27 protein-coding genes are annotated in these 24898 nt (G+C 32.0%); 22 read left to right on the top strand and 5 right to left on the bottom strand.

Features of this window, described 5'->3' with window-relative positions:
- Positions 1-10: 10 nt before the first annotated feature.
- Complete coding sequence (locus Q0Y61_RS01290; RefSeq protein WP_297810116.1) at positions 11-466, top strand: hypothetical protein; 456 nt, start codon at positions 11-13, stop codon at positions 464-466.
- A 373-nt stretch (positions 467-839) separates the two neighbouring features.
- Positions 840-1310 (top strand): hypothetical protein, encoded by a 471-nt coding sequence (locus Q0Y61_RS01285; RefSeq protein WP_297810111.1) that lies wholly within the window; start codon positions 840-842, stop codon positions 1308-1310.
- Positions 1311-1325: 15 nt separating this feature from the next.
- Here Q0Y61_RS01285 and Q0Y61_RS01280 read toward each other — a convergent pair whose 3' ends face one another.
- Complete coding sequence (locus Q0Y61_RS01280) at positions 1326-2411, bottom strand: site-specific integrase (RefSeq protein ID WP_297810108.1); 1086 nt, start codon at positions 2409-2411, stop codon at positions 1326-1328.
- Positions 2412-3360: 949 nt separating this feature from the next.
- On the opposite strand from Q0Y61_RS01280, the gene Q0Y61_RS01275 reads away from it, so the two are divergent.
- From Q0Y61_RS01275 to Q0Y61_RS01260, 4 genes are read left to right on the top strand one after another with little or no spacing between them, the layout of a single operon-like run.
- Positions 3361-4473, top strand: a complete 1113-nt coding sequence (locus Q0Y61_RS01275) for a hypothetical protein (protein WP_297810105.1) — start codon at positions 3361-3363, stop codon at positions 4471-4473.
- The gene (locus Q0Y61_RS01270; RefSeq protein WP_297810102.1) at positions 4473-5438 is read left to right on the top strand and encodes a type IV secretion system protein; all 966 of its coding nucleotides are present in this window, start codon (positions 4473-4475) and stop codon (positions 5436-5438) included. The genes Q0Y61_RS01275 and Q0Y61_RS01270 overlap by 1 nt, the downstream gene beginning before the upstream one ends.
- A gap of 10 nt (positions 5439-5448) precedes the next feature.
- Positions 5449-6249 (top strand): TrbM/KikA/MpfK family conjugal transfer protein, encoded by an 801-nt coding sequence (locus Q0Y61_RS01265; protein WP_297810099.1) that lies wholly within the window; start codon positions 5449-5451, stop codon positions 6247-6249.
- Positions 6242-7495, top strand: a complete 1254-nt coding sequence (locus Q0Y61_RS01260) for a toprim domain-containing protein (protein ID WP_297810095.1) — start codon at positions 6242-6244, stop codon at positions 7493-7495. Before Q0Y61_RS01265 ends, Q0Y61_RS01260 begins: the two co-directional genes overlap by 8 nt.
- Before the next feature lie 80 nt (positions 7496-7575).
- Here the strand turns inward: Q0Y61_RS01260 and Q0Y61_RS01255 are convergent, their stop codons facing one another.
- From Q0Y61_RS01255 to Q0Y61_RS01240, 4 genes are all read right to left on the bottom strand, one after another.
- Complete coding sequence (locus tag Q0Y61_RS01255; RefSeq protein WP_297810093.1) at positions 7576-7782, bottom strand: hypothetical protein; 207 nt, start codon at positions 7780-7782, stop codon at positions 7576-7578.
- A 39-nt stretch (positions 7783-7821) separates the two neighbouring features.
- Positions 7822-8196, bottom strand: a complete 375-nt coding sequence (locus tag Q0Y61_RS01250) for an ASCH domain-containing protein (RefSeq protein ID WP_297810090.1) — start codon at positions 8194-8196, stop codon at positions 7822-7824.
- On the bottom strand, positions 8174-9235 hold the full coding sequence (locus tag Q0Y61_RS01245; RefSeq protein WP_297810087.1) for a hypothetical protein: 1062 nt from the start codon (positions 9233-9235) through the stop codon (positions 8174-8176). Before Q0Y61_RS01245 ends, Q0Y61_RS01250 begins: the two co-directional genes overlap by 23 nt.
- 137 nt (positions 9236-9372) lie before the next feature.
- Positions 9373-11103 carry a relaxase/mobilization nuclease domain-containing protein gene (locus Q0Y61_RS01240; RefSeq protein ID WP_297810084.1) on the bottom strand — a complete coding sequence of 577 codons (1731 nt, stop codon included), beginning with the start codon at positions 11101-11103 and terminating at the stop codon, positions 9373-9375.
- Between the two features lie 734 nt (positions 11104-11837).
- Between Q0Y61_RS01240 and Q0Y61_RS01235 the strand changes: the two genes are divergently transcribed.
- From Q0Y61_RS01235 to Q0Y61_RS01160, 16 genes are all read left to right on the top strand, one after another.
- The gene (locus Q0Y61_RS01235) at positions 11838-12143 is read left to right on the top strand and encodes a hypothetical protein (RefSeq protein WP_297810081.1); all 306 of its coding nucleotides are present in this window, start codon (positions 11838-11840) and stop codon (positions 12141-12143) included.
- Positions 12143-12385 (top strand): hypothetical protein, encoded by a 243-nt coding sequence (locus Q0Y61_RS01230; RefSeq protein ID WP_273212097.1) that lies wholly within the window; start codon positions 12143-12145, stop codon positions 12383-12385. Before Q0Y61_RS01235 ends, Q0Y61_RS01230 begins: the two co-directional genes overlap by 1 nt.
- Before the next feature lie 10 nt (positions 12386-12395).
- Positions 12396-15014 carry an AAA family ATPase gene (locus tag Q0Y61_RS01225; protein ID WP_297810078.1) on the top strand — a complete coding sequence of 873 codons (2619 nt, stop codon included), beginning with the start codon at positions 12396-12398 and terminating at the stop codon, positions 15012-15014.
- A gap of 2 nt (positions 15015-15016) precedes the next feature.
- Positions 15017-15142 carry a hypothetical protein gene (locus Q0Y61_RS01220; RefSeq protein ID WP_273212093.1) on the top strand — a complete coding sequence of 42 codons (126 nt, stop codon included), beginning with the start codon at positions 15017-15019 and terminating at the stop codon, positions 15140-15142.
- 2 nt (positions 15143-15144) lie between these two features.
- Positions 15145-15804, top strand: a complete 660-nt coding sequence (locus Q0Y61_RS01215; RefSeq protein WP_273212092.1) for a type IV secretion system protein — start codon at positions 15145-15147, stop codon at positions 15802-15804.
- Positions 15804-16913, top strand: a complete 1110-nt coding sequence (locus Q0Y61_RS01210; RefSeq protein ID WP_297810070.1) for a TrbG/VirB9 family P-type conjugative transfer protein — start codon at positions 15804-15806, stop codon at positions 16911-16913. Before Q0Y61_RS01215 ends, Q0Y61_RS01210 begins: the two co-directional genes overlap by 1 nt.
- A complete protein-coding gene (locus Q0Y61_RS01205; RefSeq protein WP_366517279.1) occupies positions 16910-18127 on the top strand; it encodes a DNA type IV secretion system protein ComB10 in 1218 nt (405 codons plus the stop codon). The genes Q0Y61_RS01210 and Q0Y61_RS01205 overlap by 4 nt, the downstream gene beginning before the upstream one ends.
- Before the next feature lie 10 nt (positions 18128-18137).
- Entirely contained in the window at positions 18138-18431 is a 294-nt protein-coding gene (locus Q0Y61_RS01200) for a hypothetical protein (protein ID WP_297810066.1), read from the top strand.
- Positions 18424-19410, top strand: coding sequence for an ATPase, T2SS/T4P/T4SS family (locus Q0Y61_RS01195; RefSeq protein WP_297810063.1), 987 nt, complete (start codon positions 18424-18426; stop codon positions 19408-19410). The genes Q0Y61_RS01200 and Q0Y61_RS01195 overlap by 8 nt, the downstream gene beginning before the upstream one ends.
- Complete coding sequence (gene mobC / locus Q0Y61_RS01190) at positions 19407-19769, top strand: plasmid mobilization relaxosome protein MobC (protein WP_297810060.1); 363 nt, start codon at positions 19407-19409, stop codon at positions 19767-19769. Before Q0Y61_RS01195 ends, mobC begins: the two co-directional genes overlap by 4 nt.
- Positions 19769-21820, top strand: a complete 2052-nt coding sequence (locus tag Q0Y61_RS01185; protein WP_297810057.1) for a type IV secretory system conjugative DNA transfer family protein — start codon at positions 19769-19771, stop codon at positions 21818-21820. Before mobC ends, Q0Y61_RS01185 begins: the two co-directional genes overlap by 1 nt.
- Positions 21821-21910: 90 nt before the next feature.
- Positions 21911-22129 (top strand): hypothetical protein, encoded by a 219-nt coding sequence (locus Q0Y61_RS01180; protein WP_297810054.1) that lies wholly within the window; start codon positions 21911-21913, stop codon positions 22127-22129.
- Between the two features lie 88 nt (positions 22130-22217).
- A complete protein-coding gene (locus Q0Y61_RS01175; RefSeq protein ID WP_297810051.1) occupies positions 22218-23102 on the top strand; it encodes an ArdC-like ssDNA-binding domain-containing protein in 885 nt (294 codons plus the stop codon).
- A 95-nt stretch (positions 23103-23197) separates the two neighbouring features.
- The gene (locus tag Q0Y61_RS01170) at positions 23198-23494 is read left to right on the top strand and encodes a hypothetical protein (protein ID WP_297810049.1); all 297 of its coding nucleotides are present in this window, start codon (positions 23198-23200) and stop codon (positions 23492-23494) included.
- 1 nt (position 23495) lies between these two features.
- Complete coding sequence (locus Q0Y61_RS01165; protein ID WP_297810046.1) at positions 23496-24662, top strand: type IV secretion system protein; 1167 nt, start codon at positions 23496-23498, stop codon at positions 24660-24662.
- Positions 24663-24676: 14 nt separating this feature from the next.
- Positions 24677-24889, top strand: a complete 213-nt coding sequence (locus tag Q0Y61_RS01160) for a hypothetical protein (protein WP_297810042.1) — start codon at positions 24677-24679, stop codon at positions 24887-24889.
- Positions 24890-24898: the final 9 nt, after the last annotated feature.

Below are 24898 nucleotides of genomic sequence, written 5' to 3'. Positions count from 1 at the left end.
GAGGGCAAAAATGGCTGGTGATTATATAGATTTAAATGTTTATGTTGATTTAGATGAATTTGACGATTGCGATATATTAGACGAGATAAGAAATAGAGTATCTAAGCGCAGTTTTTTAGAATCTTTAGTTTGTATTGATGAAGTAAAAGATTTTGATTCCTCTTTAGTAGAAAACTTAAGCAGTATTCATAATTGGAATAATCAAGAAACCGCAAAAGAATTTTTTGAGAGCTTAAGATTTAGCAAATCTCTTAAAGAGTGGATTTTAAGAACATATGGAAAAGGAGAGAGCCTAGAAAAAGCCATTAATCTTGAGATTCAAAAGATTGAGGATTCAGGATATACAAAAGGCAAAGTTGAAAATGTAGAAATCAATGCACCTTTAGCCTTAATGCAAGTAGAAGCTAAGGCTAAGTTATTTGCATATAAAAAAGTGTTGCAATGTATTTTAGGTGAGGAGGAGTAAATTTTTAAGAAATTCTATCTCTAAATTAAGAACAAATCCCTAAAAATAGGGCTTAAGTAAGGATATTTAAAGCAAGGATTTTGTATAATTCTTGTGGATTTAGGGTATCGGCTTTCTTAAAAAGGAGACGATATGGCAGAAGTTATAATTGTTCTTGTTGTTACACTTTTGCTTATCCTAGCTGTAAAAAGCTAGATAAGCTGTAAATAATTAAGTCATTGTGATTGTATGCCACTTCCGCTTATAAAAGCCTTAAATCCCTTGCAATCTAAAGCCACTTTAAGCGGGGGTGGTTTTAGTCTTAATCCCCCTTGCAACCCTAGAGAAAAAATAAAATAAAAATATGATACAATAAAATTTAAAAGGAAAAACAATGGAAGCAGCAAAGATACAGGTTAATGCAAATATGGAAAACAGAGAAATTTTCTCTCCAATGCTTTTAGCATTCCTAAAGCAAAAGATTAAAGAATTAGGACAAGAGAAAAACGAGCAAATCATTATTGAATCTCTTAAGGTGGTAGCAGATGAAATTTCTCATAAGCAAACTATTAATGCAAAGGCTATTAAAGAGGAGCTAGAGGAAAAGCTCAAAGGCGAGTTAGCTACAAAAGATTTTGTAAGGGCAGAAATTAATCAAGTTAGAACAGAGATTGCGGAAGCCAAACAGGAATTAAAATTAGAAATTGCAGAAGTTAGAACAGAAATTGCAGAATCCCAAAGGAAGCAAATGTGGCTTATTATTAGCACAGGCGTAATGTCCGCAGTCGTAATTATTGGTGCAAATTTTGCATTGATTAAATTCCTCGTTGATACATTCTTGACTGCCCTAGCAAATATAAAGTAAAAGTAAGGTATTGTCTTATATTTCAATGTCTTGCAAAAATGTAGCCCTATGTGTTATGGGTTTTGGGAGATATTTTGCATAGGTTTTATAAGTTTCTGTTAAATCCTTATGTCCCATCATCTTACACCCCACCCACATAGGCTCTTCCCCTTTGCTTAGCATAATACTTGCAAAAGAATGTCTTGTATCATAAAGCCTACGCCTTTTTAGTCCTAGTTGGGTTTGCAAAGCATAAAAATCACTTCTTATTTTATAGCGTGGTAGAATAATGATTCTTTGTTTTAAGGATTGATATTTTAAGGTTTTTAAGTGTTTATAGACTATGTCTAACATATCAATCACGCGGTTGCTTGAAAGAGTTTTAGGGCTGTCTATTATGCCTTTATCTGATAAACTTTTATTAATAATGATTTCTCTTTTTTGAAAGTTAATATCATTCCAAGTTAAAGCTAAAATCTCACCTGTCCTAGCTCCACAAAAGAATCCTAAAATTAGATAAGTCTTTAAATCATCTTGTGCCTTTTTAATGAGATTCAAAGCTTCCTCTAGTGAAAAAGGATTAATCGCCTCTTTTGGAGTTTGTTGTTTCATTTTGGGGAGAAATATAGGATTTTTATCTATTAAATCATTATCCATAGCATATTTAAAAAACGATTTAAAAATAATGAAATAAAGTTTAATTGTTTTTTGGCTATAACCCCTTTTCATTAAAAATTCTAAAAATAATACATTGTGTTTTCGTTTAAAATCACTCAAAAAAATAAGGTTAAATTCCTTTAAAAAAATCAATGCGCCCTTAATCACAGAACCATAAAAATCTTTTGTCCTTTCTTTCAAAAAGCTTTTTTCGTTTAAAAAATTTTCAGAGACTGCTTTAAAAGTGAAAGGTTCTTGTTCTTTGCTAACCACACTTGAATCATCATTAAGGTTTTCATATTTAGCACTAGCCTCTTTTAGATTATCTTGAAAAAGCAAAATATTCGTTTCTACAAATTCAATGGCTTGGGGAGATTTTTTAATCCCTGTTGATTTGCGAAAGCGTTTGCCATTTTTGTAGTAATCTATATAGATTGTATTGTTTCTAATGTAAATATTTTTCATTAAAATCTCACAAAATAGAAAGTGAAGTAAAGATTATAGCATAATTCAAAGGAGGCAATTTAAGTTTTTTGTATCATCGTATATAACGAGCTTACAAAGGGTTTTAAGTAAAATTTTAAGCTAAATTAAAGCGAAATTGCTTTTGGACGAAACTTAATGCAAGTTTAATTGAAATTTTTTACTTAAATGATTCTTGTAATTTGTGTTAGCTCAAACTCCTTAAAATGCTTGATAATATCCTATTCTATGGAATTAAAAGATTTTTACAGAGTAAAAACAATTAATTTTATTTTTTAAGTTTTATGAATCTTAAACTTAAATAAGATTAATGTTTTTGAAACTTAAATTCCTATTTTGTGGAATTTAAAGCTTTTTAAAATGATAACTTAAATCATTATATTAAATATAAATATTAAGATACTTGTATAATATTATTGTTTAAATCCTTTAAATTATCATAAAATAAGTTAAGATATTGATTTAAGCTAAATTTGGTTGAAAAAATTTAAGTTCAGCAAAAAGTTATAATGCAAAATGAAATACAAACTCACAAATCCCTAAATTTTAGGATTTTTGTTTTTTTAAGTTCAGCAAAAAGTTATAATGCCCTTTCTATATATAAAACAAATATTAAAGGGAATAAAAGTTTAATATTATATATAATTCTTGAATATTTAGAATTGAATTTGATTTAAGATTTTATAAACAAAAATTTAAAAATTTTGCATTATAACTTTTTGCTAATAGAAAATAAAAGAAAGTTCGTAAAATAGAGATTTTTAAAAGATTAAAAAAATTCAAAAAGATGAAAATTTTTATTTAGAGTTTTTTGTTAAACTTCGGAAAATCCTATGTTTCATCTTAAAAAATATTCCGCAAAAAGTTATAATGGACATTCTCTCCCTTTTTTTCTACAATCTTTGCAAATTTTATTTTTTAGGACATTTGAATGGATACAGAGAATCAATTAGACAATCAAGAGTTTGAGTTTGGTGAGTTTGGCTTTAATGAGTTGGATTCTTTACAAGAGCAAGTGGCTTTGAAAAATTCCGCGCAAAATGATGAAAAAGAGCCTGAATTAACAAAAGAAACTGAATCAACACAGCAAGTGGAAAACAAAGAAGCTTCAGAGGACGAGTATGATATAGATGACAAGTATCAAAAATATTTAGATTCCTTGCAAATGGAGCAAGAGAAAATTGAGCTTGAATACTCTCTAGCCAAGATGAAGCAAGATTTATCACAAAGCCAAGAGGAGAAGCAAGAAGTGGATTTAACTTATCCCGCGCAAAAAAGAGAGTTTTTGAATGAAACTTTGGAAGTTGTGGATAAAGGCATTACCCCAAGTATCAAAGAATCTTTAGAGATTTTAGAGAAACTTGATGAAGTGGAAGCACAAATTGCTAAGAAAGAAAAAGAGATAAATGCAGAGCAAGAAAAAGATTCCTCCTCTCCCTCTAAAACAATTTTAGATTCTGAAATTGATGAAGCTTTGCAAAAACAACAACAAGAACAACAAGAATTGCACCAAAAAGAGCTAGAATCCCTGCAAAAAGAAAAAGAAACGCTAGAAAAAAACTTTCAAGCAAGTATTGAGAATCTCATCAAACAAGGAGATGTGAAAGACTTGCTTAAAAACTTGCAAACATTTGATGAAGCCTTTGCGAAATTTTTAAAGAAAACCAAAGAGGAATGCGACCTCTTAGCAAAACAACGCATTGAAAAGCTTGAACTTGCAATGCAAAATGAGAGTGTCAAAGAAGCAGTAAGTGGGTTTGTAAAGGAATTACACGCAAATCGCGAGGAAGTAAAAGAGCAAAGCAAAGAGCTAGAATTACAAAAAGAATGCTATCAAAACCTAGAAAAACTGCAAAAAGAATGCCTCAAAGGCAATGGAAAAGCTAAAACCGAATTAGAAAACGAAATAAAAGCCTTAGAGGAAAGACACCCCACTTTCAAGGACAATTATTCAAAATTCTACAAAGAGCTTGAATCTACACTAAAAGAGCCACAAAAACAAAAAGAGAAACAACAAGAAAACACAAGGGAAAGGAGTGCGTAATGTTAAAACAAAGTTTTATCTCTCTAAGTCTTGCTTGTATGCTTTTTTCTAATGCAAACGCAGGTGGAATCCCGACCGTAGATGTTGCTGCAATCCAACAAGCAGTTTTAAATTACAACCAGATGATTAAGCAATACGAGCAAATGGTGAAAGATACATTGAATTTTGAAAAGCAAATGGACGATATGGGCGTAAATATGAGTAGTGTGAATGAAATTTTAGGCAACACTTTAGACTTGGTGCGTGATATGCAGAATCTTTATGATTCTATTGTCTCTATTCCTGATGATATTTTAGGCGATGTCAGTAAAGTGCAGAATGCTTGTAGCTTTTTAGAGAGTAAAAGTAGCTATTTTAAAACAAAAATGAATCAAATCAATGGAATTAAAAATAGAGTGAATCGTTGCTCTGTTGCCATTGCCAATACCGCAAACATTAGCAAAAGCATTGAGGATTTAATGAAACAAGCCGATAAGATTGCCGATTTTGATGAGTATCAAAAGATAATGAAAGAAATTGAAAATGTGAAAATCGCAAATGAGTTTTTGCAACAAAAACAAAACGAGGAAAACGCCAATCGCATACTTGCCTTTTATGACACCTATAAAGAGGAGAATGCCAACAATGTTTATTCTCAAAGCAAACACAATTCCGATTTAAGAGAGTTATCTAAAGCTCTTACAAAGCCAAACAATCAAAAACAAGCCCAAGCCCTAACCAATTCCTTGCTTTTAAAGATTTTAGAATCCAATCATAGGCAATATGAGATGAATTTGGAATTTTATAAAACAATGACCGCCTTTAAAATGCAAGAACACAAAAGCGACCTTACAGAGGAAAGCTATCAAAGCACTTACACAAAGCCCACAATCAACGATAAATTCCTAAATTATCAATACCAAGATTCACAATTTGAAACAGATTCTTTAGGATTCCCAATCATCACATTAGATTCAGTTAAATAAAGGAGACCCAATGAAAATACAATTTTTAACAAAAGCAACTCTAAGCCTTGTGCTTGTAGGAAGTTTAAGTATTTTAAATGCGCAAAGCCTCTCTAATGGCGTAAAAATTCAAACTCTAAGTGGAGATACAAAATTATCCTGTGAAGCTCTGCTGTGTCTTGCAAGTCCAATCAAACCTAGCGAATGCGCCCCCTCACTTGCAAGATATTTTGGAATTAGTGCAAAAAAATGGAAAGATACGATTACCAAGCGAAAGAATTTCTTAAAGCTTTGTCCTGTGGATAATAGCGATTCACAAATGGTTTATTATAGAGACCAAGTCGTTGCGAATTTAGATTCTGAATGCACGATTCCCACTTTAAATAAAAGAGTGGAAAAACAAGTTGTAAGACTAGAGAAAGTGTGTGCAGTTGTTAGTGATAATGGTGGTTGTGCTACTTTCAAAGAAATAAATATTTATGGTTTTAGAACCAATCCAAATCTACCTAGAAGTTGCGCCCTCCTTGCTTCCTCTGCTTACACAGATTATCGCTTGAAATACACTTGCAACAAGCAATTTTATGATGAAGCAAGTTGGAATCGTGGTTATGAATTAAAAGAAGTCTCAAAAAATATCTATTTTACACTCAAAGAGAGTGAGAGAGAGCAAGGAAGCAAGTTGATTCCTATTAGCCGAAGTGAATTTTACAAATTACCGCCTAATGAGCGTAAAATCACATACAACGCAAGTGGTTTTTCACAATATAACAAAATTGTTGAAGTTTTCTATCAAAAAATCCTCATTAAGAAAGATTGCTGGATAAATGACTAAAACAAATCTTGTTAAATTGCCTCTTGATGAGATTTTATTAAGCAATGGCTGGAGTGTTAAAAAAGACAAGGATTCTAAAAATTACAGAGCCTTAGAAAACTTAGAGACAGGCGATTGCGTTATTGTCTCAAGACAACAAAATGGAGATTATCTCTATTTTAATCCAAACAACAATGCAGATAGAGGCAATCTTTACAATTTTTGTAAGAATCGCGGGATTAAATTTGATTACAATGCGCTAGATATTAAAAACTTACAAGAAAAACTAGCAACTAGCACCCTTAAACCTCTTGCTAAAACACAAGAGGACGAAAAAGCACAACAGATTCTCAATGTTTTTAATGAATTTAACGAATTACCCTTTAACAACCCTTTGTTTTCCAAAAGAGATTTGAATCCCGATTTGCTCCAAGAGATTATGGGATTAAAGCAAGATGATTTTAACAATATTGTTGTGCCAAGCTATACTTTAGACACATACACAAACAGCAAACAAGATTTTTTAAAACAAAAAGGCTATGTGAGTTATCTCAATCACCCTATTGTGAAAGAGAATCCCGACACGAAAGAAAAGAAATTCATTAAGCAACTTTGTTATGGTAAAAAAGGCTTAGAGATTCTAAAAACAAGAGAAACTAAGAAATTTAGTAATGTGCAAACGCTTATTATTGCAGAATCTAGCATTGATTCTTTAAGTTTTATAGAATTAAAGAAAATAGAACCAAAGAATATGCTTTTATGCGCAACCAATGGACAAATCACACAAGAGCATAAAAAAGTCTTTGAATATCTAGCCAAGAACACACAAGGAGCAGAAGTTTATCTTTGCTTTGATAATGATACAAAAGGTAAAGAATTTGCAAACATTGCAAAGAAAATTTTTAAAGTTGCAAAAGTGCAAATACCAAATTTTAAAGACTTTAACGATGATTTAAAGATTGCAAAAACTTTAAAGCTTGATTTCTCTTATACAAAGGAGAAAGTGCATCATATTCTAAAAGAATGGGAAAAACAGAGTGAATTTTTAAATAAGAGCTGGGATATTTTAACGCCTGAAGCAAAAAGAACGCATATTTTAGAGATAAGTTTAAAAGAGATTCCACTCTTTAAAACGCTCAAACCAAAAATTGAAAATTATCTCCCCACCAAAAGCCTAGAAAAGTCTTATGAGAATTTAGAAGCAAGAATCAAGAAAGAAAGAGAAAGAGAGGCAATGGAGAAAAGAGCGCAAGGAAAGTGGCTTTAAACCAATTTAACAATGTATAATTACAAAATATCTTTAAAAGGAGCTACTAATGATGATTTTAGGTTTTTTAATAGGTTTTATTAGCATTTGCGTTTTTTTGTATTTGAATTCATAATTAAATTTGCACTTCCTTTCTTTAATCGTTTAATCTCTTTAACAAAGTATTCTCTATCGGCTTCTCTTTGTTTGATATAATATTCCATATCTCTTTCTCTATCGGATTCTAGCTTTTTAATGCGCTTTTCACGCCAAGAAACCATACTAATAAATCCGCAAATGCCACCCAAAATGAAGCCTTTTAAAAACTCAACATTATTAAAAGTAGTTTAACTTCTTATATACTTAAAAGATTGTGGGGCGGTAAAATTGGTATATTCATTATAAGGGCATAGGGGCTCTTTGTATTTGTTGATATTTTTGATTTTTATTGCATAGGCTACTTGCCTATCTTGAAAATATTGCATATAAAAAGATTTTTTAACGCCCGAGTGTCTCCTCGTTTTTTCCCAAACTTTTGCAGGATTGTCTTTGACGATTTCTCCTATTTCAAACTCCCCAATAATTTTCCCCACAGGCTTTGTAACATAAACTTGTATATATTTAACTTTTTCTTTGAATATAACCTTGCGATATTCAAATCTTTTCTTGCCATTGAAAATAGCTTCGGCAAATTCAGGCTTAATGGATAATAATGCTTTCATTCACTTCTCCAGCCTTTAGAATTTGTTGAAATTCATCATCATTTAGGGATACAAATCCCCAATAAGGCTCACTTTCTCTTTTGACAATTCCTCTTAATGTATCCAGTATAACTCTCTTTTTAAAGGAAATATTATAAGTCATCTTAATGATTTTTGGGAATTGTCTAGTCTTGTAATATTGTTTTAATTCTGTTTCAGTAAAGATATTGTGAGGCTTACAATATTTGATAAACTCCTCCTCTGTGAAACTACTAATATGCCTATACTCTTCTACTACACATAAAGAAGTAGCAACAGAGGAATAATTAGCATTAGAAGCTTTTTCGCCTTTTGTGCGGTAGATAATCAATAAATCGCCTTTTTTGAGATTCTCAATTCCTTGCATTTTCGCAATATAAACTTTATGAATACTATTAGCCTCCGAAGAATCTTGAAGTATGCTAAAATTTTCATTCTTAAGCATTGAATCTGAAAACATTCTTGTATGATACTGCGGATAAATACCTAGAATATATTTACTAACATTCTTAGTATTGATTGAGGGGAAATCAAGACAAATATCTTGTTGTATCTCTTTTGAAGTTGTTGCAATGTTTTTTATCAAGACGAGCTCATCACCTTTATTGCCCCATTGTTTAAACCCATATTGCTCTAGTAGGTTGATTAATGCTTTGTGTTTTGAAAAGATAGTTAAATAGAGGTTAAAAATATTTCTAGATATGGCAAAGTCAAACATTCTCTTAATGAGACGCTCACCAAGCTTTGTTCTATGTGGAATAACCTTAAAAGTCCCAACTTTTATCCAAATTTTAGCTGAATCTAAAGGCGGTATGATGCCTGTATTATCAATAGGATTTTCCTCTTTAAGATATAGAAAACAAACTAATTTATTTTCCTCGTAAAGAATATAGGCTTTTTCACCTTGCAAGGCTTTTTTATTATACCAATTATCAAAGCCTTGATAATCTTGCCTCAAAGAATCAAAAAAAGAATCCTTTAAATCAATTTCGCTAAAAAATTTGTATTGAATATTTGCCATTTTTGCTCCATTAAAATAATATAGAATTATACAAGGACGATTTTTAATGCTAATTTAATTCCTTTATGAAAATATCATTTTTCATAGGAATCCGTATTTGATTTAAAAATACTCAAAATAATGCTTCTCATTGCATTTTAAACCTCTCTCCCTTGCATTTTGCGAAATGCCTCAATCTTTTTTTGCTTAAACATTTCTGCGCTTTGCTCTTTTGCCTTTGTTTGCTCTTGCTCTACTTCTTTGGTTTGCATTTGTGTGTTTGCACCTGAAGCATTTGTTTCTTGTAAATCTCTTGGCTTCAGTTTAATGAAGCTCTCTTTTTGTAAGAATTGACAAGTAAAAGAATACTCATTAATTAAAAAATTATTGCTTTTACTTCTTGTTTCTAAATGTTGAATCTTTGAATCCTTTTGCATTTTTTCTTTGATTTTCTTTTCTAGCTCTTGACTTCTATTATTGATTAATTTTTGAATAAATTTTTGATTCTTTTGTAAATTTTCTATGTAGCTTTTTATCTCATAGGATTCTAGCGGGGAATTTTGCAAGAGGTAAATATTTTTTTCCAATTCTTTGTATCCTTTTGCAAGTTTAAACGCATTTGTTTTTAGCGCAGGATTGTAAGTCTTTAAAAAATCCAAGTCATTTTCTTTCATCACTTTGCGATAATTTATTTCAATTTCTTTGGCTTGTTTCTTGATAGCAGATTTCACTAAGAAATATTCTTTGATTTGTGTTTTACTTGCACCTTTGTGATTGGGATACAAATTTTCATAATGTTTAATAAAATCTTTTTGAATAAAAACATTGTGTGCTGTGCCATAGAGAACTTTTATTTGCATATTTTTAAAATTTGTTTGTTGTTTTTCTAGCAAGTTTAAATTTTTTAATTCTCTTGCAATGGTAAATTTTTGCTCTCTTAGAGATTCATTGATTTTTTTAATCTCTTTTAGCACTTGATATTTTTTCTTATTCTTTTGTTCTGTGTATTGCACAAGCAAATCAATTAAATTTGATTTTTGTTTGTAGAGATTGTCTTGCTCTTGCATAAACTTTGCAATTTTTTCTCTTTTATCCTCTAGGTTTTTGTTGTTTTTGATGATGAAATCATACTCATCATAATAGCTTTTAAAAAATTCTCTAAAATCTGTTTTTAGAGTATCCATTCTTTCTTTTTTTCTTTGATATGAAGCTTCTAAATTTCTTTCTAATGCGTTTTTGTTTTCATAATTTAATCCTCTTGCTCTTAAAGAATAAGCAAAATTATCTCTAATGTCAGAGAAAAATTCTTTTATCTCTCCTTTGTTTTTAAAATGGATTTTTTTATTGGTTAGAAAGTTTCTTTTATTGACAATGATATGAATATGCGGATTGTTTTGATGAGTGTGTAGAATCATTGCGTATTTGTATCCAAAAAAATTTTCTTGCATTACTTCACTTACACTTGCTTGTAATTTTTCTAAATTTTTCTGCGTGGCTCTCTCTTTAATAGAGAAACATAAATGCCAAGATTCTTTAGAATTTTCATTATTGCTAAAATCTTTTCCCCACTCTTGTAGAATTTCTTTTGCGCTAAGAGATTCTCCATTTTCATTGATTGCAAAAGAACTTTCAGAATTTCTAATGCAATAAGAAAGTGCATTTTTTACCCCTTTCTTACCTAGATTTGAAAGCAATTTTACAACCACTGCTTGAGATTTGTTTGCACGAGAAAAATTATAATTCAAACTTTTTCCAAAGACTAATTTTGCTTTTTGGAATTTTATCTCTTTAGAAAAAGCTGACTTAATTTTTTTATAATCCTCCAAAAAAGTATCAGGATTGTATTTTAAATTTGTAAAATCAAAATCTAAATTTTCATCAAAGTGCATAAAAATTCCTCAAAAGTTTTGTAAAAATTAATAGAAAAAAGTATAGCCAAAAACTAGAACCCTTAGCAATATGCAGGATAACCCTTTTGTGATATTACTTTTTACCTAAAATACCGATTGTATCGGAATTACAAGGCAAGATTTTAGAGTTTTTACAAAAATCTAAAATGAGAGAAAAAGTCTTGATGATTCTCTTTTAAGGCAAAAGAGAGAAAAGAATCCTTAAATTTTTATTAAAATGCAATTTAATACAAAATAAGTTACTCTCTAACAACACAAGCATTTTTAAAATAACACGAGTATTTTTTTTGAGAACACAAGTAAAAATTTAACAACATTGGCAAAAGTTTAAACAATACAAGCAAAAGATTCAAGAACGCAAACAAAGTTTTATAACATAAGCAAATTTTTAAGAGCAGAAGTAAAAAATTCCAATAACACGAGTAAAAGTTTTTCAACAGAAGTAAAATCATAACAACATAAGCTTTGCTCCAACTTTTTCAAAAATTTTGCATTATAACTTTTTGCTAAATAAAATCCTTTTGAAAATATAATATTTTACGAAATTTCGCTATTAAAAATATCAAGAAAAATATAAAATTTTTATTATTTTTTAAGGTTTTAAAATTCCACACCTTAAGGACTTTGTTTTATTTTTAATCTAGCAAAAAGTTATAATGGACATTCTTTCCCTTTCCCACTACACTTCCACAAATTTATCTCAAAGGATTTTTATGAAAAGTTTTTTTCAAAAAATTTGGTTGGCTTTTTTGTTAGCTCCTGCATTTTTATTTGCTGCAAAAGGTGGCAATATCGTAGATAATCTTGTAGGTGGTTTTAATGACCAAGTAACAGACGCAGGAAGTGGAATCGCAAGTGGAATCAATACTTTTGCCACTGTTATGGGTGTGATTTGGATAATTATTATGCTTTTAATGGCTTTCTTTAACATTGAAGCAATTAAAAATCACGCTAAAAGTTTAATCGGTGCGATAATTATCATCGGCATTGTTTATGGATTATCTGCGGCGATAATGTAATGATTAGCACAAGTTGTTTTCAAGATTTAACAAGAAAAATTAAAATCAAAGGATTGACTACGACTTCGTGGTTAATCTTGATTATTGTTGGTTTTGCTTGTTGGTTTATTTTTCTACTTTATTCACTCGTGATTGTTGCTTTATTGTATGGAGTTTTATTTTTACTTGAATATTTTGATGAGGATATTTATCAAATCTTAGAATTGAATTTGAAAATTTCTCGTAAAAAATATTATGCTTAAAGGTTTTTTAATGGCTGGAATCATTGACTTATTCAAATCAAAAAAACAAGAAAAATCTATTAAAAATCATCAAAACATTTTTAAAAGTTTGAATCTCAATCAAATAAATAAAGTTGCAGATGAAATTTTAACACTAAAAGAACCTGAAGTTTTTACTCTTGCAAAAGAAAACAATCTTGCGTGTAAATATCAAGACATTTTTCTTTTAACAAGAGACAATAATATAAGCATTGGCATTGAATTAAAAGGTGCAAGTTATTCCGCTTTAAGTTTAGAGAATGAATTGAGTTTTTTAGATTCCAGAATTAGCTTTTTGCAAAAATTAAGCAGTGAAATTGAATTAAAAATCATCATCAAAAAAGAAAAGTTTGAGGAAAACACACACGAATCTTTAAAAAGCTCCAATGTTTTTGTGAATGAAATTACGCAAAAATGGAATTCCAATCCAAACATTTATAAAATCAAATATTTTCTAATGTTTTCTACTTTAGAGAAAAAAATCACAGGAGCTTTAGAATCCTTTAAACAAAAAGCTACCACAGAGAATAGCAATCAAGACATAAGCTTTGCTACTAAAATCAATCTTTTAAATGAAGTGATTTTAGAATGTAAAAGCAAACTTGCTACTTTTAAACCAAGAGTTATGCAAAACGATGAAATTGTAAATTTCTATGCTTCTTATTGGAATGGCAACACAACAAATCTAAGCTATACGCACGAGCTTTTGAGTGATTGTTATCTCACAAGTGATTTGGAGTTTTTTAAAGATTATTTTGTTTATTATAGAAATAATGGGATTCCTTTGTATGCAAGATTCTTAAGCATTAAAGCCTATGAAACAGAGGCAATTAAAAGCTTAATAACAAGCAATATTCTAAAAGATGAAAACGAATTTATGGCTTTTATTACTATTATCCCTTTTTCCAAAGAAAAGGCTAAGAAAAAGATAAAGGACACAAGAGCGTTTCTGCCTCAAATTGCAAGAGAGGAATTGGACGAACTTTTAGAACTTGTAGAAGCCGATAGAGAAAATCTTATGCAAGTTTCTTATTCTATGCTTTTAAGCGATACTTCCTTAGAAAAACTAGAGGATAAAAGCAATCTTTTTAAAGGATTATTGGAATCTCAAGGATTAAGTATTGTCCGAGAAACTCTGAATCAAAGAGCACTCTTTTTTAGCTTTTCTCCAAGCCGAAGCAATCTTAACGCAAGATTAAAACCTTTAAAAATCTCTAATGTTGCAACCATTGCAACCTTTGAAAATGAAGTAAGCGGATTTAATCAAAACGATTGGGGTAATAGTGCAGTTACGCATTTTAAACATTTAAATGGCACACCCTATTTATTTAATTTCCATTGGACACCAAGTGGAGATAAGCCTAGCGGACACACAATGATTATTGGAGGAACAGGCGCAGGTAAGACGACACTAGCGCAGTTTTTAATGTGTAACCTCTTTAAATACAACATTGATATTTTCTCAATGGATAAACTAAGAGGAATGTATGCTTTTACGCAATACACAGCAGGAGAATATCACGATTCTAGTGAGGAATTTAAATTTAATCCTTTTTCTTTGCCACCCACGCAAGATAATAAGGAATTTCTCATCTCTTTTCTTTGTGATATGGCACAAATTCCTGATAAGGATTATGTTGCAGTCAATGTGGTGCAAAGCACTTTGCAAAGATTCTTTGAGAATAAGCAAGAGGGACAAATCATTACACTAAGTGATTTTGTAAAATCCATTCCAATCAAAGAGATTCAAGCGCAATTCCAACCCTATTTAAAAAGCATTTTTGATAATCAAGACGATGCTTTGAATTTTAATAGACAGCTTTCTATTTTAAATATGGACGGGATTTTAAACAATAAAAAACTAGCCTCTTTGAGTGCGATTTACCTCTTTCATAAACTCAAAAACCAAGCCAAAAATCATACAGAGAAAAAAGGATTCTTTTGCTTTATTGATGAGTTAAAGGATTATTTAAATGACCCTGTAATGAGTGAAAAAATCCTAGAAGCGATTTTAGAAGTGCGAAAAATAGGAGGAGTAATGTGCTTTGGATTCCAAAGTTTATCGCTTTTTAACAATCTAAACAATGGGACTGCATTTTTAGACAATATCGCAAATTACATTGTATTCCCTACAAATTCAGAATCCGCCATAGAGGAAATGAGAGAAAAAATCGGATTGCAAGACCACGAAGCGCATTTCTTAAAAACCACTCCGCAAAACGCGAGGCAAGTGCTTTTAAAAATGCCTTTGCGCAATGAGAGTGCAATTTTAAATGTGGATTTAAGTAAGCTGAATAATCATTTAAAAGTATTCTCTAGTAGCTCCAATAATGTAAATTTGATTAAAAAACTTAAAATTGAACACCCAAATGAATGGCGCAAATTCTATCTAAGAAGCGAAGAAGCAGATAAGGAAGAACCAAGCACACAAACACTAGAAAAAATGCAAGAGGATTTAAGATTGCAATATGAAAGACAACAAGAGCTAGAACTTGCAAAAAAAGCAAGAGAGGAAGCCTTAAAAGAGGCTCAAGAAAAAGAGGAAGTTACACAACATCTCCAAGATTTAGAACAAGATTCAGATTCACAAAACCAAGAGGAAAAGGAATAACAATGAAAAAAATCATCATCTTTTTAGTCTGCGGAATTTTAGCCTTAAGCTTTAGTGCTTGTGGCTCTAAAAACATAGAAACCACTAGCCCTTGTGCTTGTTATGAAATAGTAAAAATGGAGGGATAGCAATGTTTTTTAAAGAGAAAAAAACCGACCCAAATTATCTCTTTTTGCTAGAGAGAAACCTTAAAGCCTATATGCTTTATATCATTCTTATTTTAGCCTTGATTTCTACTCTTTTAGCCCTGTCTTTAATCTTTTTAATGCCACTCAAAGAAACCAAGCCCTATTTGGTATTCTTTTCTAATGGAGAAAATAATTTTGTCAAAGTTACAGAGGCAAATTATCCCATTAGAAGCGATGAAGCTTTGATGAAAAATATCCTTAGTGGTTATGTGCTAAATCGCGAGACCATTAATCGTATCAACGATGAGGAGAGATATGAGATTACAAGGATTCAAAGCGATTTAAATGTTTGGAAAGCTTTTCAAAGCCTTGTAACGCAAAAAAATTCCATTTATACAACAAAGAATCTCTACCGCAACATTAGAATCTTAAATGTTACGCTTCTTTCAAAAAATGTAGCAACCATTGACTTTGCCATAGAGCAGACCAATAAAACACGAACAGAAACGCAATTTTTTAATTATCGTGCTTCTTTGGAATTTGATTTTGCACCAAAGGTAGATACTTACAACACAACCATTAAGAATCCCACAGGATTCATCGTCAAAAACTATGCCCTCACAGCTATTGATTTAAAATCCAATTTAGCAAAGGAACAATAATGAAAAAGAAACTTTTAGCCTTAAGCCTAATTTCTTGTATGCTCACTGCGGAGGAATCTCTCTTGAATAATGTAGAATCCACGATTAATAGTGCAAACACAGGCGAAAGTGTTTTAGCCACGAAAGACCAAACTACTAAAAACTATGCAGATTCTCATCTAAGAATTAGGCAGAGCGAATCGCAATATTATAATGACAATTACCAAACCGCGCAAAACTATGGGGAATTAAGCGAGGAACAACTTAATTTACTCAAAGCCTCCCTAAGAGCGCAAAATCTCAATGCCTTACAGCAAAGCTTTTTCAAGAAAAAATATAGCGGATTTGAAAACACAAGAGAAATTGAATTTGAAAATAACAAAACACAAAAAATCCGCACCCGCTTTGCAATGGCAACTACATTAATTTTTGAAAATGAAATTGAAAGTTATATCTTAGGAGATAGCACAGGCTTTAAGATTGATGAAATTCCAAATATTGCCAATGCCCTTGCTATTAAACCTCTCTTAATTGGTGTAGATACAAGTTTAACGATTTTTACCAAAGACAAAAGAATCCACAATTTCTATCTCTTTTCTACGGATTACAGAAACAGAAGCAATCCCGATTTAATCGTGTATATTCAAGATGAAGTCGCAAAAGCACAGAAAGCAGAAAAGCAAATAGAACTAGAGAGAGATTATCTCATAATAGAGGAGGGAATTGCTAAAGTGAAAGTGAAAAAAGAGGAGATTCAAAGAAACTTTAGACAAAAAGCCCTCAAGAAAAATGAATGGCTACTAGCAGAGGAAATCTTTAGTGATAAGAAATTTACTTACTTTAAATATTCCAAAGACAAAATGCCTCAAGTGCCAAGTATTTTTGCGGTGATTGACAAACAAGATAGCCCGATTGAAACAAGAATCATAGGAGATTATCTCATTGCAGAGAGCATTAATCCTAAATGGAGCATTAAAAGCGGGGATTCTTATGTGTGTGTAGAGAGAGTAGAATCGCCTACACCTACAAAAGAAAAAGAAGCAAATGCAAATTTAGAACCAAAGATTGATAGTCATTCCAATCATAAATATTCTAAAACCCACAGAAAACTTTTAGGACTTCCTCAATGAAAAATACACCATTCATTCCTTGTTTTTTATCCCTTTCTTTGCTCTTGCAACCACTCTTTGCAGCAGAGGATATTTTAGAATCCCAAAACGCAAAAGAACAAGCCAAAGAAGTGATAAAACAAATGCGAGAGGAACAAGAGGTTAAAAAGCAAGATTCTCAAGATTCTAAAATCCATAAAGAAAATTTGCAACACCTCTTTGATACCAAATTTCCTGTTGATGATTACATTTACAAAGCGGGTAAAAGACAACCCAACGAAAAGGAAGCGTTGCAAGAAATCCTTTCTTTAATTGAAGATGAAAATGCAAAAGAACAAGTCAAAGAGCAAATCAACACCCAAGAAATAAAAGAACAAGAGCAAAGTGAGGAGGAAAAAGCGCAAGAACAATTAAGAAAAACCAAAGAACAAGAGGAAAAGCTTAAGGCACAGAATCAACAAATCGCTAAAGAAGTGCAACTCACAGAGGAGCAAAAATTAAAAGCACTTTTAAGAGCATCTATTTTAAGTGAGAGAAATTCAGAAATCAACACTTTCAATCAAAACTCTCAATTTGGAAGCGATGGCTTTTCTAATCAAAAATCACTAGATATTAGCACCAATGAGCATAGGCTTTATAGAAGCATTCGTGCAGGACGATTAATCCCAGCTCTTTTAACAAGCGCAATCTCTAGTGATTTAAGCGGAATCATAACCGCTCAAATTGAACAAGATATTTACGCTTCTATGGGAGAGGCAGTATTGATTCCTAGAGGAAGCAAAGCAATAGGATTTTACAACAATGAAGTGAAAATGGGACAAAAACGCTTAGAGATTAAATGGAGAGAGATTATCACGCCTCAAGGAGTGAATATCCTATTAACCGATGCCATTGTAGCAGACAATATGGGAATGAGTGGGGCAGTAGGAAGCGTGAATAACAAATTTTTAGAAAGATACGGGATTGCTTATGGAATCTCTACACTTACGAATGTGCTTTTACTTAGTGTTGCAGGTAAGATTGATAATGCCAATAATGGCTATTCAGAGGAAGTCTATTCTCAAGCAAAAAGCGATATTAACACTATTGTGCAAGACATTATTTCAAGAAGTCAGCAGATTCAACCCACGATTGAAATCAAAAGTGGTAGTAGAATCTTTATTGTGCCAACCAATCATATGTGGTTTTCAAAGCCTAAAAACAATGAAGTGTTGATGAAATACTTTGTAGATTAAAGGAGAACAAATGAAAGAACAAAAAGAACAAGTTACAAAAACTATTTCACAAGAGGAATTTTTAAATATCAAAAGTCAATATTCCACCCTTGCAAAAAACAAACAAAAAGAGGAAAGGCTCAATGCAAAGATTTTAGAGCAGATTAAAGCGGTGGAAAAGGCAGAGGGAGAGCTTTTAAAAGAGCGAGTGAAGCTCACGAAACTTTTAAGCGAAAAAGAAAAGCTAAGTAGCTTTGCAAATTCTTTTGAAAATGCAAAACAAAAGCAAGAACAAAAAGAGACACAAGAGGCAATCAATGAATAATTCCTTGCTTTTAAATAATGCCCTAAGTGTGCTAGAACCCTATTTAAACCTAGAAGCAAACGAGTTAATCTTTAACAAACCAAAAGAAATCTTTGTAGATAAGGGTGGAGAGTGGGAGACAATCACGGACGAGAGATTAGATTATAACTTCTTGGAGAATTTCTTAATTGAATTGGCAATTAAGCGCAATCAACTCTTTGATGAAAAGCATTGTCATCTCTCTTGTGAGTTACCAGCACCCTTTTTGCGTTATCGTGTCCAAGCCCAACACAAAAGCTCACTCTTTAATAGTGAGGTTGCTTTGTGTATTAGGATTCCAAGCAAGGAACAATTCCCGCTAGAAAGCTTTGCTTTAGGGCAGTTATGCCTAGAAAAAGGTATCACTTATGAGAAAATTAGAAATATTGTTAGAAAAAAGCGCAACACACTTGTAAGCGGTGGAACAGGAAGCGGAAAAACGAGTTTTTTAAATTCTTTAATGAGTGAGATTCCATTAGATGAGAGAATCGTAACGATTGAGGATTCTCAAGAATTACATATCAAAAACCCAAATAAAACCCAACTTGCAGTGCCAAAGACGGAGAATGAAATCTATTCCTATGCAGAGGCAATTAATAATGCAATGCGTTTAAGACCCGATAGATTATTCTTAGGTGAGATTGATATTAGAAATACCTTTACATTCCTTAGAATTTGTAATACAGGACACGCGGGGAATCTAAGCACGATTCACGCAAACTCTCCAGAGGATGCGATTGAAGCGATTATTTCTAATATTATCTTAGGTGGAGGATTAAGTAATGCCGATACCAATATGCTACTTAGACAGATTAAGACTGCAATTAAATACATTATTCAAATCAAAAGAATTGGAAAACAAAGAGTAATTATAGATGTTGTCAATGTTAAAAAAGAGCTAAGCCAAAAGCTAGGGATTCCTTATATCAAAGAGGAGGACGAGGAGGAGAATGAGATATGAGAATTGTAGAAATCACAAAATGTATCCACCTCACACAAGAAACAAATTCTATGCTTGTTGCCCTTGCAAAAAAAGAGAATAAAAGCGAAAGCCAAATGATAAGGATTCTAATCCTAGCTAAAAACTATGAAAATGTGTTGCAAGAATTGCAAAAGAGCAATGAGATTTTAAGCGAAATACTTTATCAAATTTCTAAATATGGAAGCAACCTCAATCAAATTGCTTACCATTTAAACACTGATATAAGCACGACTAAACAAGCAGGAGAGACCATTATTCCTTTGATGAATGAAGTCAAAGAGCTTTTAAATGACAATAAAAAAACCATTGAAAATCTATTAAAAAAGAGGAAAAACTAATGGATAAACAAAAAATAACAATTAAAAAATGGATTATCATCTTTTTAAGCACGATTCCTCTAGGAATCTTAATGTATTTTTTAATGGTTAAAATTGTTTTTAATCCCGATATTTTAGCCATTCCAAAAGTGGCATTACAAATTTTTAGCAATATTGGAAATCCAGCTTTAAAGTTAAAGGCATATTTTGCATTGTTTATGCTTTTTGCTCCCTTTCTTTTAGTAGTGATTTGGTTTTTTATGAATCGTCCAAGCTCAACAGAGGATTATGGAAGTGCAAGATTTGCAGAAAAAGAGGATTATGAGAAATTAGGAATTAGCCACGATAAAGGCTTGATTCTAGGAACGCTCATAGAAAAGGATAAATACAAATTCATTCGTGCAGGAAAGCCTTTAGCAACTTTGGTAATTGCAAGTCCGGGAAGCGGAAAGACTGCGGGGATTATTATCCCCAATCTGCTTGTTGTGCCTAATTCTTGTATTGTTTTTGATATTAAAGGTGAGCTTTATGATAAAACAGCAGGTTACAGACAAGAAGTCTTTAAGAATGAGATTCAAAAATTCTCACCTTTTTCTTGGGATAACACGCTTTATTACAATCCTTTTGATAACAAGATTATCAAGGATTATGACTATGTGCTAATTAAGAAATTAGCAGAGCAAGTAGCCACTTTAATCTTTGTAGGAGAAAAAGGCAAAGAAAGCGACCATTGGCTTGTGAGTGCTAAAACCTTGTTTGTGTTTTGGGCGGAATATTATATGCAAAAGAACAAACACACTACTCTTTATGAAATTTACCAATCTCCTAAAATGGATTATTTTAGTATGCTAGAGGAGAGATGGATTGACCAAGTAATGGTTGAAAATCCAGACAATGGAGAGCTAGAGAGAAATTATGAAGTGAATTGTGAGAAGTTTTTTTTACAACAAGTCAGCGAGGACGAATCCTTAGACACGAACACGAGAAACCAAGCAAACGCTTATATAGGAATGCTAGGTGGAACAGAAATTGGAAGTGTAAAATCTACCTTTGATACTTATATGAAAGTCTTTTCCAATCCACAAGTAAAAAATGCTACCTCTAAAATGAGCTTTACTTATGAGGATTTACGAGAGAAAAAAATCTCTCTTTATGTTGTGATTCAAACAGAGGATATAGAAGTGCTAAAACCTCTTATTAGAATCTTTACAGAAAGCACCTTTATTAAGCTAATGAGTGGTGCAGAATGCCCCAACCCCAATAAATTTATCTATGTGTATTTAGATGAATTTGTGCGATTTGGAGCAATGAACTTTGTATTAGAAGCTCCCGCTCTTTGTAGAAGTTATGGAATCTTGCCTGTTTATATTTCACAAAGTTATGAGCAAATTGCTATTACTTATGGACAAGAAAGAATGAAAGTTTTAAAAAACAATAGTGGCTATCAAGTAATTTTTACACTCAATAGCGAGGAGGACGCTAAGGCAACTTCCGATTTAATCGGAGACTTTACCCACGAGAAAGCGAGTATCTCACAAGGCAGTTTTGATTTCTTTAAAAGCAATGTGAGTAAATCCAAAGAAGCTAAAAAACTCCTTAGCCCACAAGATTTAAAAAATCTAAGCAGTGATGATTTAATTGTGCTGATTAAAGGATTTTATAAAATACCTGTGCCTTGCAAAGTGCCTTATTGGTTTAAGAATAAAGAATGGAATAATCCAAAAGATAAGAATTTTAAATGTGTCGTGGATTACAAGGTTAAGGACAACACAAATCTAGCGGAGGATAGTGATAATGGATTTAAGACAAATGGAAATGAATCTAGTAGCAATGATTTATCAACAAACAGGAATGAGAGTGAAAGTGCAAATCACACAACCACCTCAAACAAATCAACTTCTCTTGAGGATAATGGAATCCAAAATAGAGGAGAGCATTTATATGAAAACAAATCAAAGAATGAGAGTGAAAATCACACGAATACAGGAAGCGCAACGCAAATATCGCAAAAAGACAATAAAAAGCAGGAGTTGCAAGAGAAATACAAATCTCTAGGCATAAAAATAGAGTGAGGATTTTCTCTCTATACTCTAAGTTAGGTTTTTTAAGAAGCTTAACTTAGGGTATAGCAATATACCCGAAAGATTCCTAAAGGAGAGACTATGACAATATCTGAAGCAGTAGCTAAAAAGAATGCAGAGAGACAGGCTAAGCGATTAGCTGAACAAAATGCAGTCAATGCTTACTTGGAGGCGGAGGATACAAGTATTCCATTAACACAAGAGGAAGCAAAACTGATTGAGGAAAAATACGATTACCTTGATATTGATAAAAATGTCAATGGCAATCCATTCCTGCTTCCAAATGAAGTGGTGGAATAATGTATTTGTTACTTAAGTTTAAAATAAAAAATCACTTGTGAGCTAGACAATTCACAAGTTAAGAACTTCACTTTTAAAAGGATAAATTATGGCAAGAAAAGCAGACAAATTAGAAAATCAAGAAGTTGCAACACAAGTTGCAGAGCAAAGCAATTATGTTGCTTGGGAACAAAAAAGCAATGTGGAGCGAATGGAAAGCTTTAATGGCTATGTTAAAAGCATTCTTTTACATAGTATCAAAGAAAAAAAGCAAATTTGGAATAAAGAACAGAGTGCAAAAGACTTAGACAACTCTATTCCTTATAATGCTTCCACAGGGCATACCTTTAGCGGTATAGATTCTTTGCTTTTACGAACACAAGCCGAGTTAAAAGGTTATAAAGAACCACAATTTATAACAATGCAACAAGGCAATTTTATGGGTGGTAAGCTCAAGAGAGCCTTAGATGAGAATGGCAATCCAGCCCTTACCAAAAATGGTAAAGACGCTTACGAGCAAGGAGTAAAAGTCGCATTTTTACAAAGATATGACTATGTTCCAAAACTTGATAGTAAGGGCAAGGAAATGACAAGAATCGTCCGAGATAAAGAGGGAAATCCTAAACTTGACAAAGAGGGAAAGGAAATTACCGAGATTGTAAAAGAAAAGATATTCTTAAAAGAACCACGACTTGAAACAATCACTCTTTACCACCCAAGTCAGTTTGAAGGTCTTGATACTAGCAAGTTAAAAGAGCGTAATTTAGAGCCTTTGCAAGAGTTTCGTGCGAAACAAAAGGAAAACAATTACGACTTAAGACCAAAAAACTTGGATAATCTTGGATTAGACAAAGAGACGACTATTCATTTGAAAAACTTTTTGACTGCAGAAATGAAAGGTTTAGACTACACTCCAATTAAAGGGCAAAGTCTTAACCAGCTTCAATCGCAAGTCAGAGAGCAAAACAAACAAGAAATGGGTAGAAGTTTGTAATCTTTGGAAGTAAGTAGGCAAGTTTGTTTTAAGATAAATCATAGACAACCCTTTAAGGATTCTTATCCTTAAGTTGTCTTAGAAAAGGAATAGAAATGTTATTAGGATTAATTGAGTTTTTAGGATTAGAGATATTCAATCCAAAAGTGGATTCAAAAACAAAAAAGATTGACAATAAAAAAGATTCAAATATTCCATATAAAATTGAAACACAAGATTCTTTGATAGAGGATTCTACACAAGAACATCAAATCATTTCTTTAAAAAAACAAGAATCTTTTAACAATCAAGACATAGAAATTACGCAAACAATAGAGATTATTCCATTGGGAAATAAACAATCTTTGAAAAGAGTGGTTAAAAGCCAAGAAGTAGTAAGAGGAAGGAGGTAAAATGGAAATCAATGTAAAAGAATTGCTTAATGAAGTGGCGGGGGCTTTGCATAAAGTGATTCAACATTCCTATGAACCGATTTTTAGTGCAGTGCAAAATACACTCTATCATCAAGCTTCTTATACCATTATTCTTTTAGTGGTAATTTTTTGGTTATTTAGGCTTTTAAAAACAGGTTATCCTACACGAGAGGAACTCTTTGAAGCAGGAAAATGGGTAGGGCTTGTTTGCTTTATTTATGCTATTTTTTATTCCTATGCAGGATATATAGAGTTTATCAAACTTTTAAGTCTCCCTGCAAATTGGTTGAGAAATGCAACAGGTGGTTTGATAGAGGGAGATAATATTGTAGATATAGTTACACAAACCTTTAAAAAATTGGCTGAATTGAATGGGAGATTGTGGAAGGCTTTAATGGAAAATTATAAATACCTAGAAATAAAAGGACTTTTTAATCTTAAAATTAACGCAGTTTTATCTTTTTTTGGAATTTTACCTTTTTTACTATTCTATCTTTCCTTTACATTTTTAATGATTGGCATTATTCTCATCGTTCAAGTTTCAGGCTATATTGCCCTAATTGTTTTATCCATTGCACCCGTGATGATTCCATTGCTTTTTAATAGAAATTTACGAGCTTATTTTTTCTCTTGGCTAAAGCTTTATATTTCGTATTCTCTTTATGCGCCTTTGGCTCTTATCATCTTAGGTATTGCGCTTTCTGTTATACAAAAAACCTTAGAATTACCAAGCACAGAGCTTGAAGCCATAGCCACAGGATTTTGGAGTATTTTATACCATTTTTTATCAGGACTAATTTTATCTGTTCTCTGCATTTACCTCTTACTTCAAATTCCAAATTGGGTATCACAAGTTATGGGAGTGCAAGGGCTTAATAGTGGAGGTGTAGGCACGGGTGTCGCTACAATGGCAGGAGCTGGTGTAATAGGAGCAACAGGAGGTGCAGGAGGTATTGCAGGAGGAATGTTAGCTAAAGCTCAAGGTGGAAGTTTCTCATCAGGTATGATGAAAGGAGGACTTGGTGCAATGGCTAAAAATCTACCCGGTGCAAAAACCATAGAGGGCGCAATGAAAAGCGGAAAGAAAAGCGGAAAGAAAAGCGTAAAAGGCGAAAAAACTAAAGACGCAATCGCTTCAGTAGAGTAAAGAGAGGAGAGCAAATGAAATCAAAAGTATTGGAGATTAAAAATAGTGAGAAAATCTTGTATTTAGCACTTGGATTGTTTAGTGATAAAGATTCTTTGGAGGCTTTTTTGAACAAATACCATTTAAAAGGAATCACAACACTAAAAAGTCAAGGAGAGGCTAAAAAATATTGCAATTATGCCTTGCATTTTGGGTTGGTTGCAGAGATTAAAAAGAAATTTAAATAAAGGAATCAC

This window comes from uncultured Helicobacter sp. (genome assembly GCF_947367035.1).
In the GTDB taxonomy this organism is placed as follows: Bacteria; Campylobacterota; Campylobacteria; order Campylobacterales; family Helicobacteraceae; genus Helicobacter_D.
Note: the sequence above shows the minus strand (reverse complement) of the source record. Positions and strands in the feature narration are given on the sequence as shown.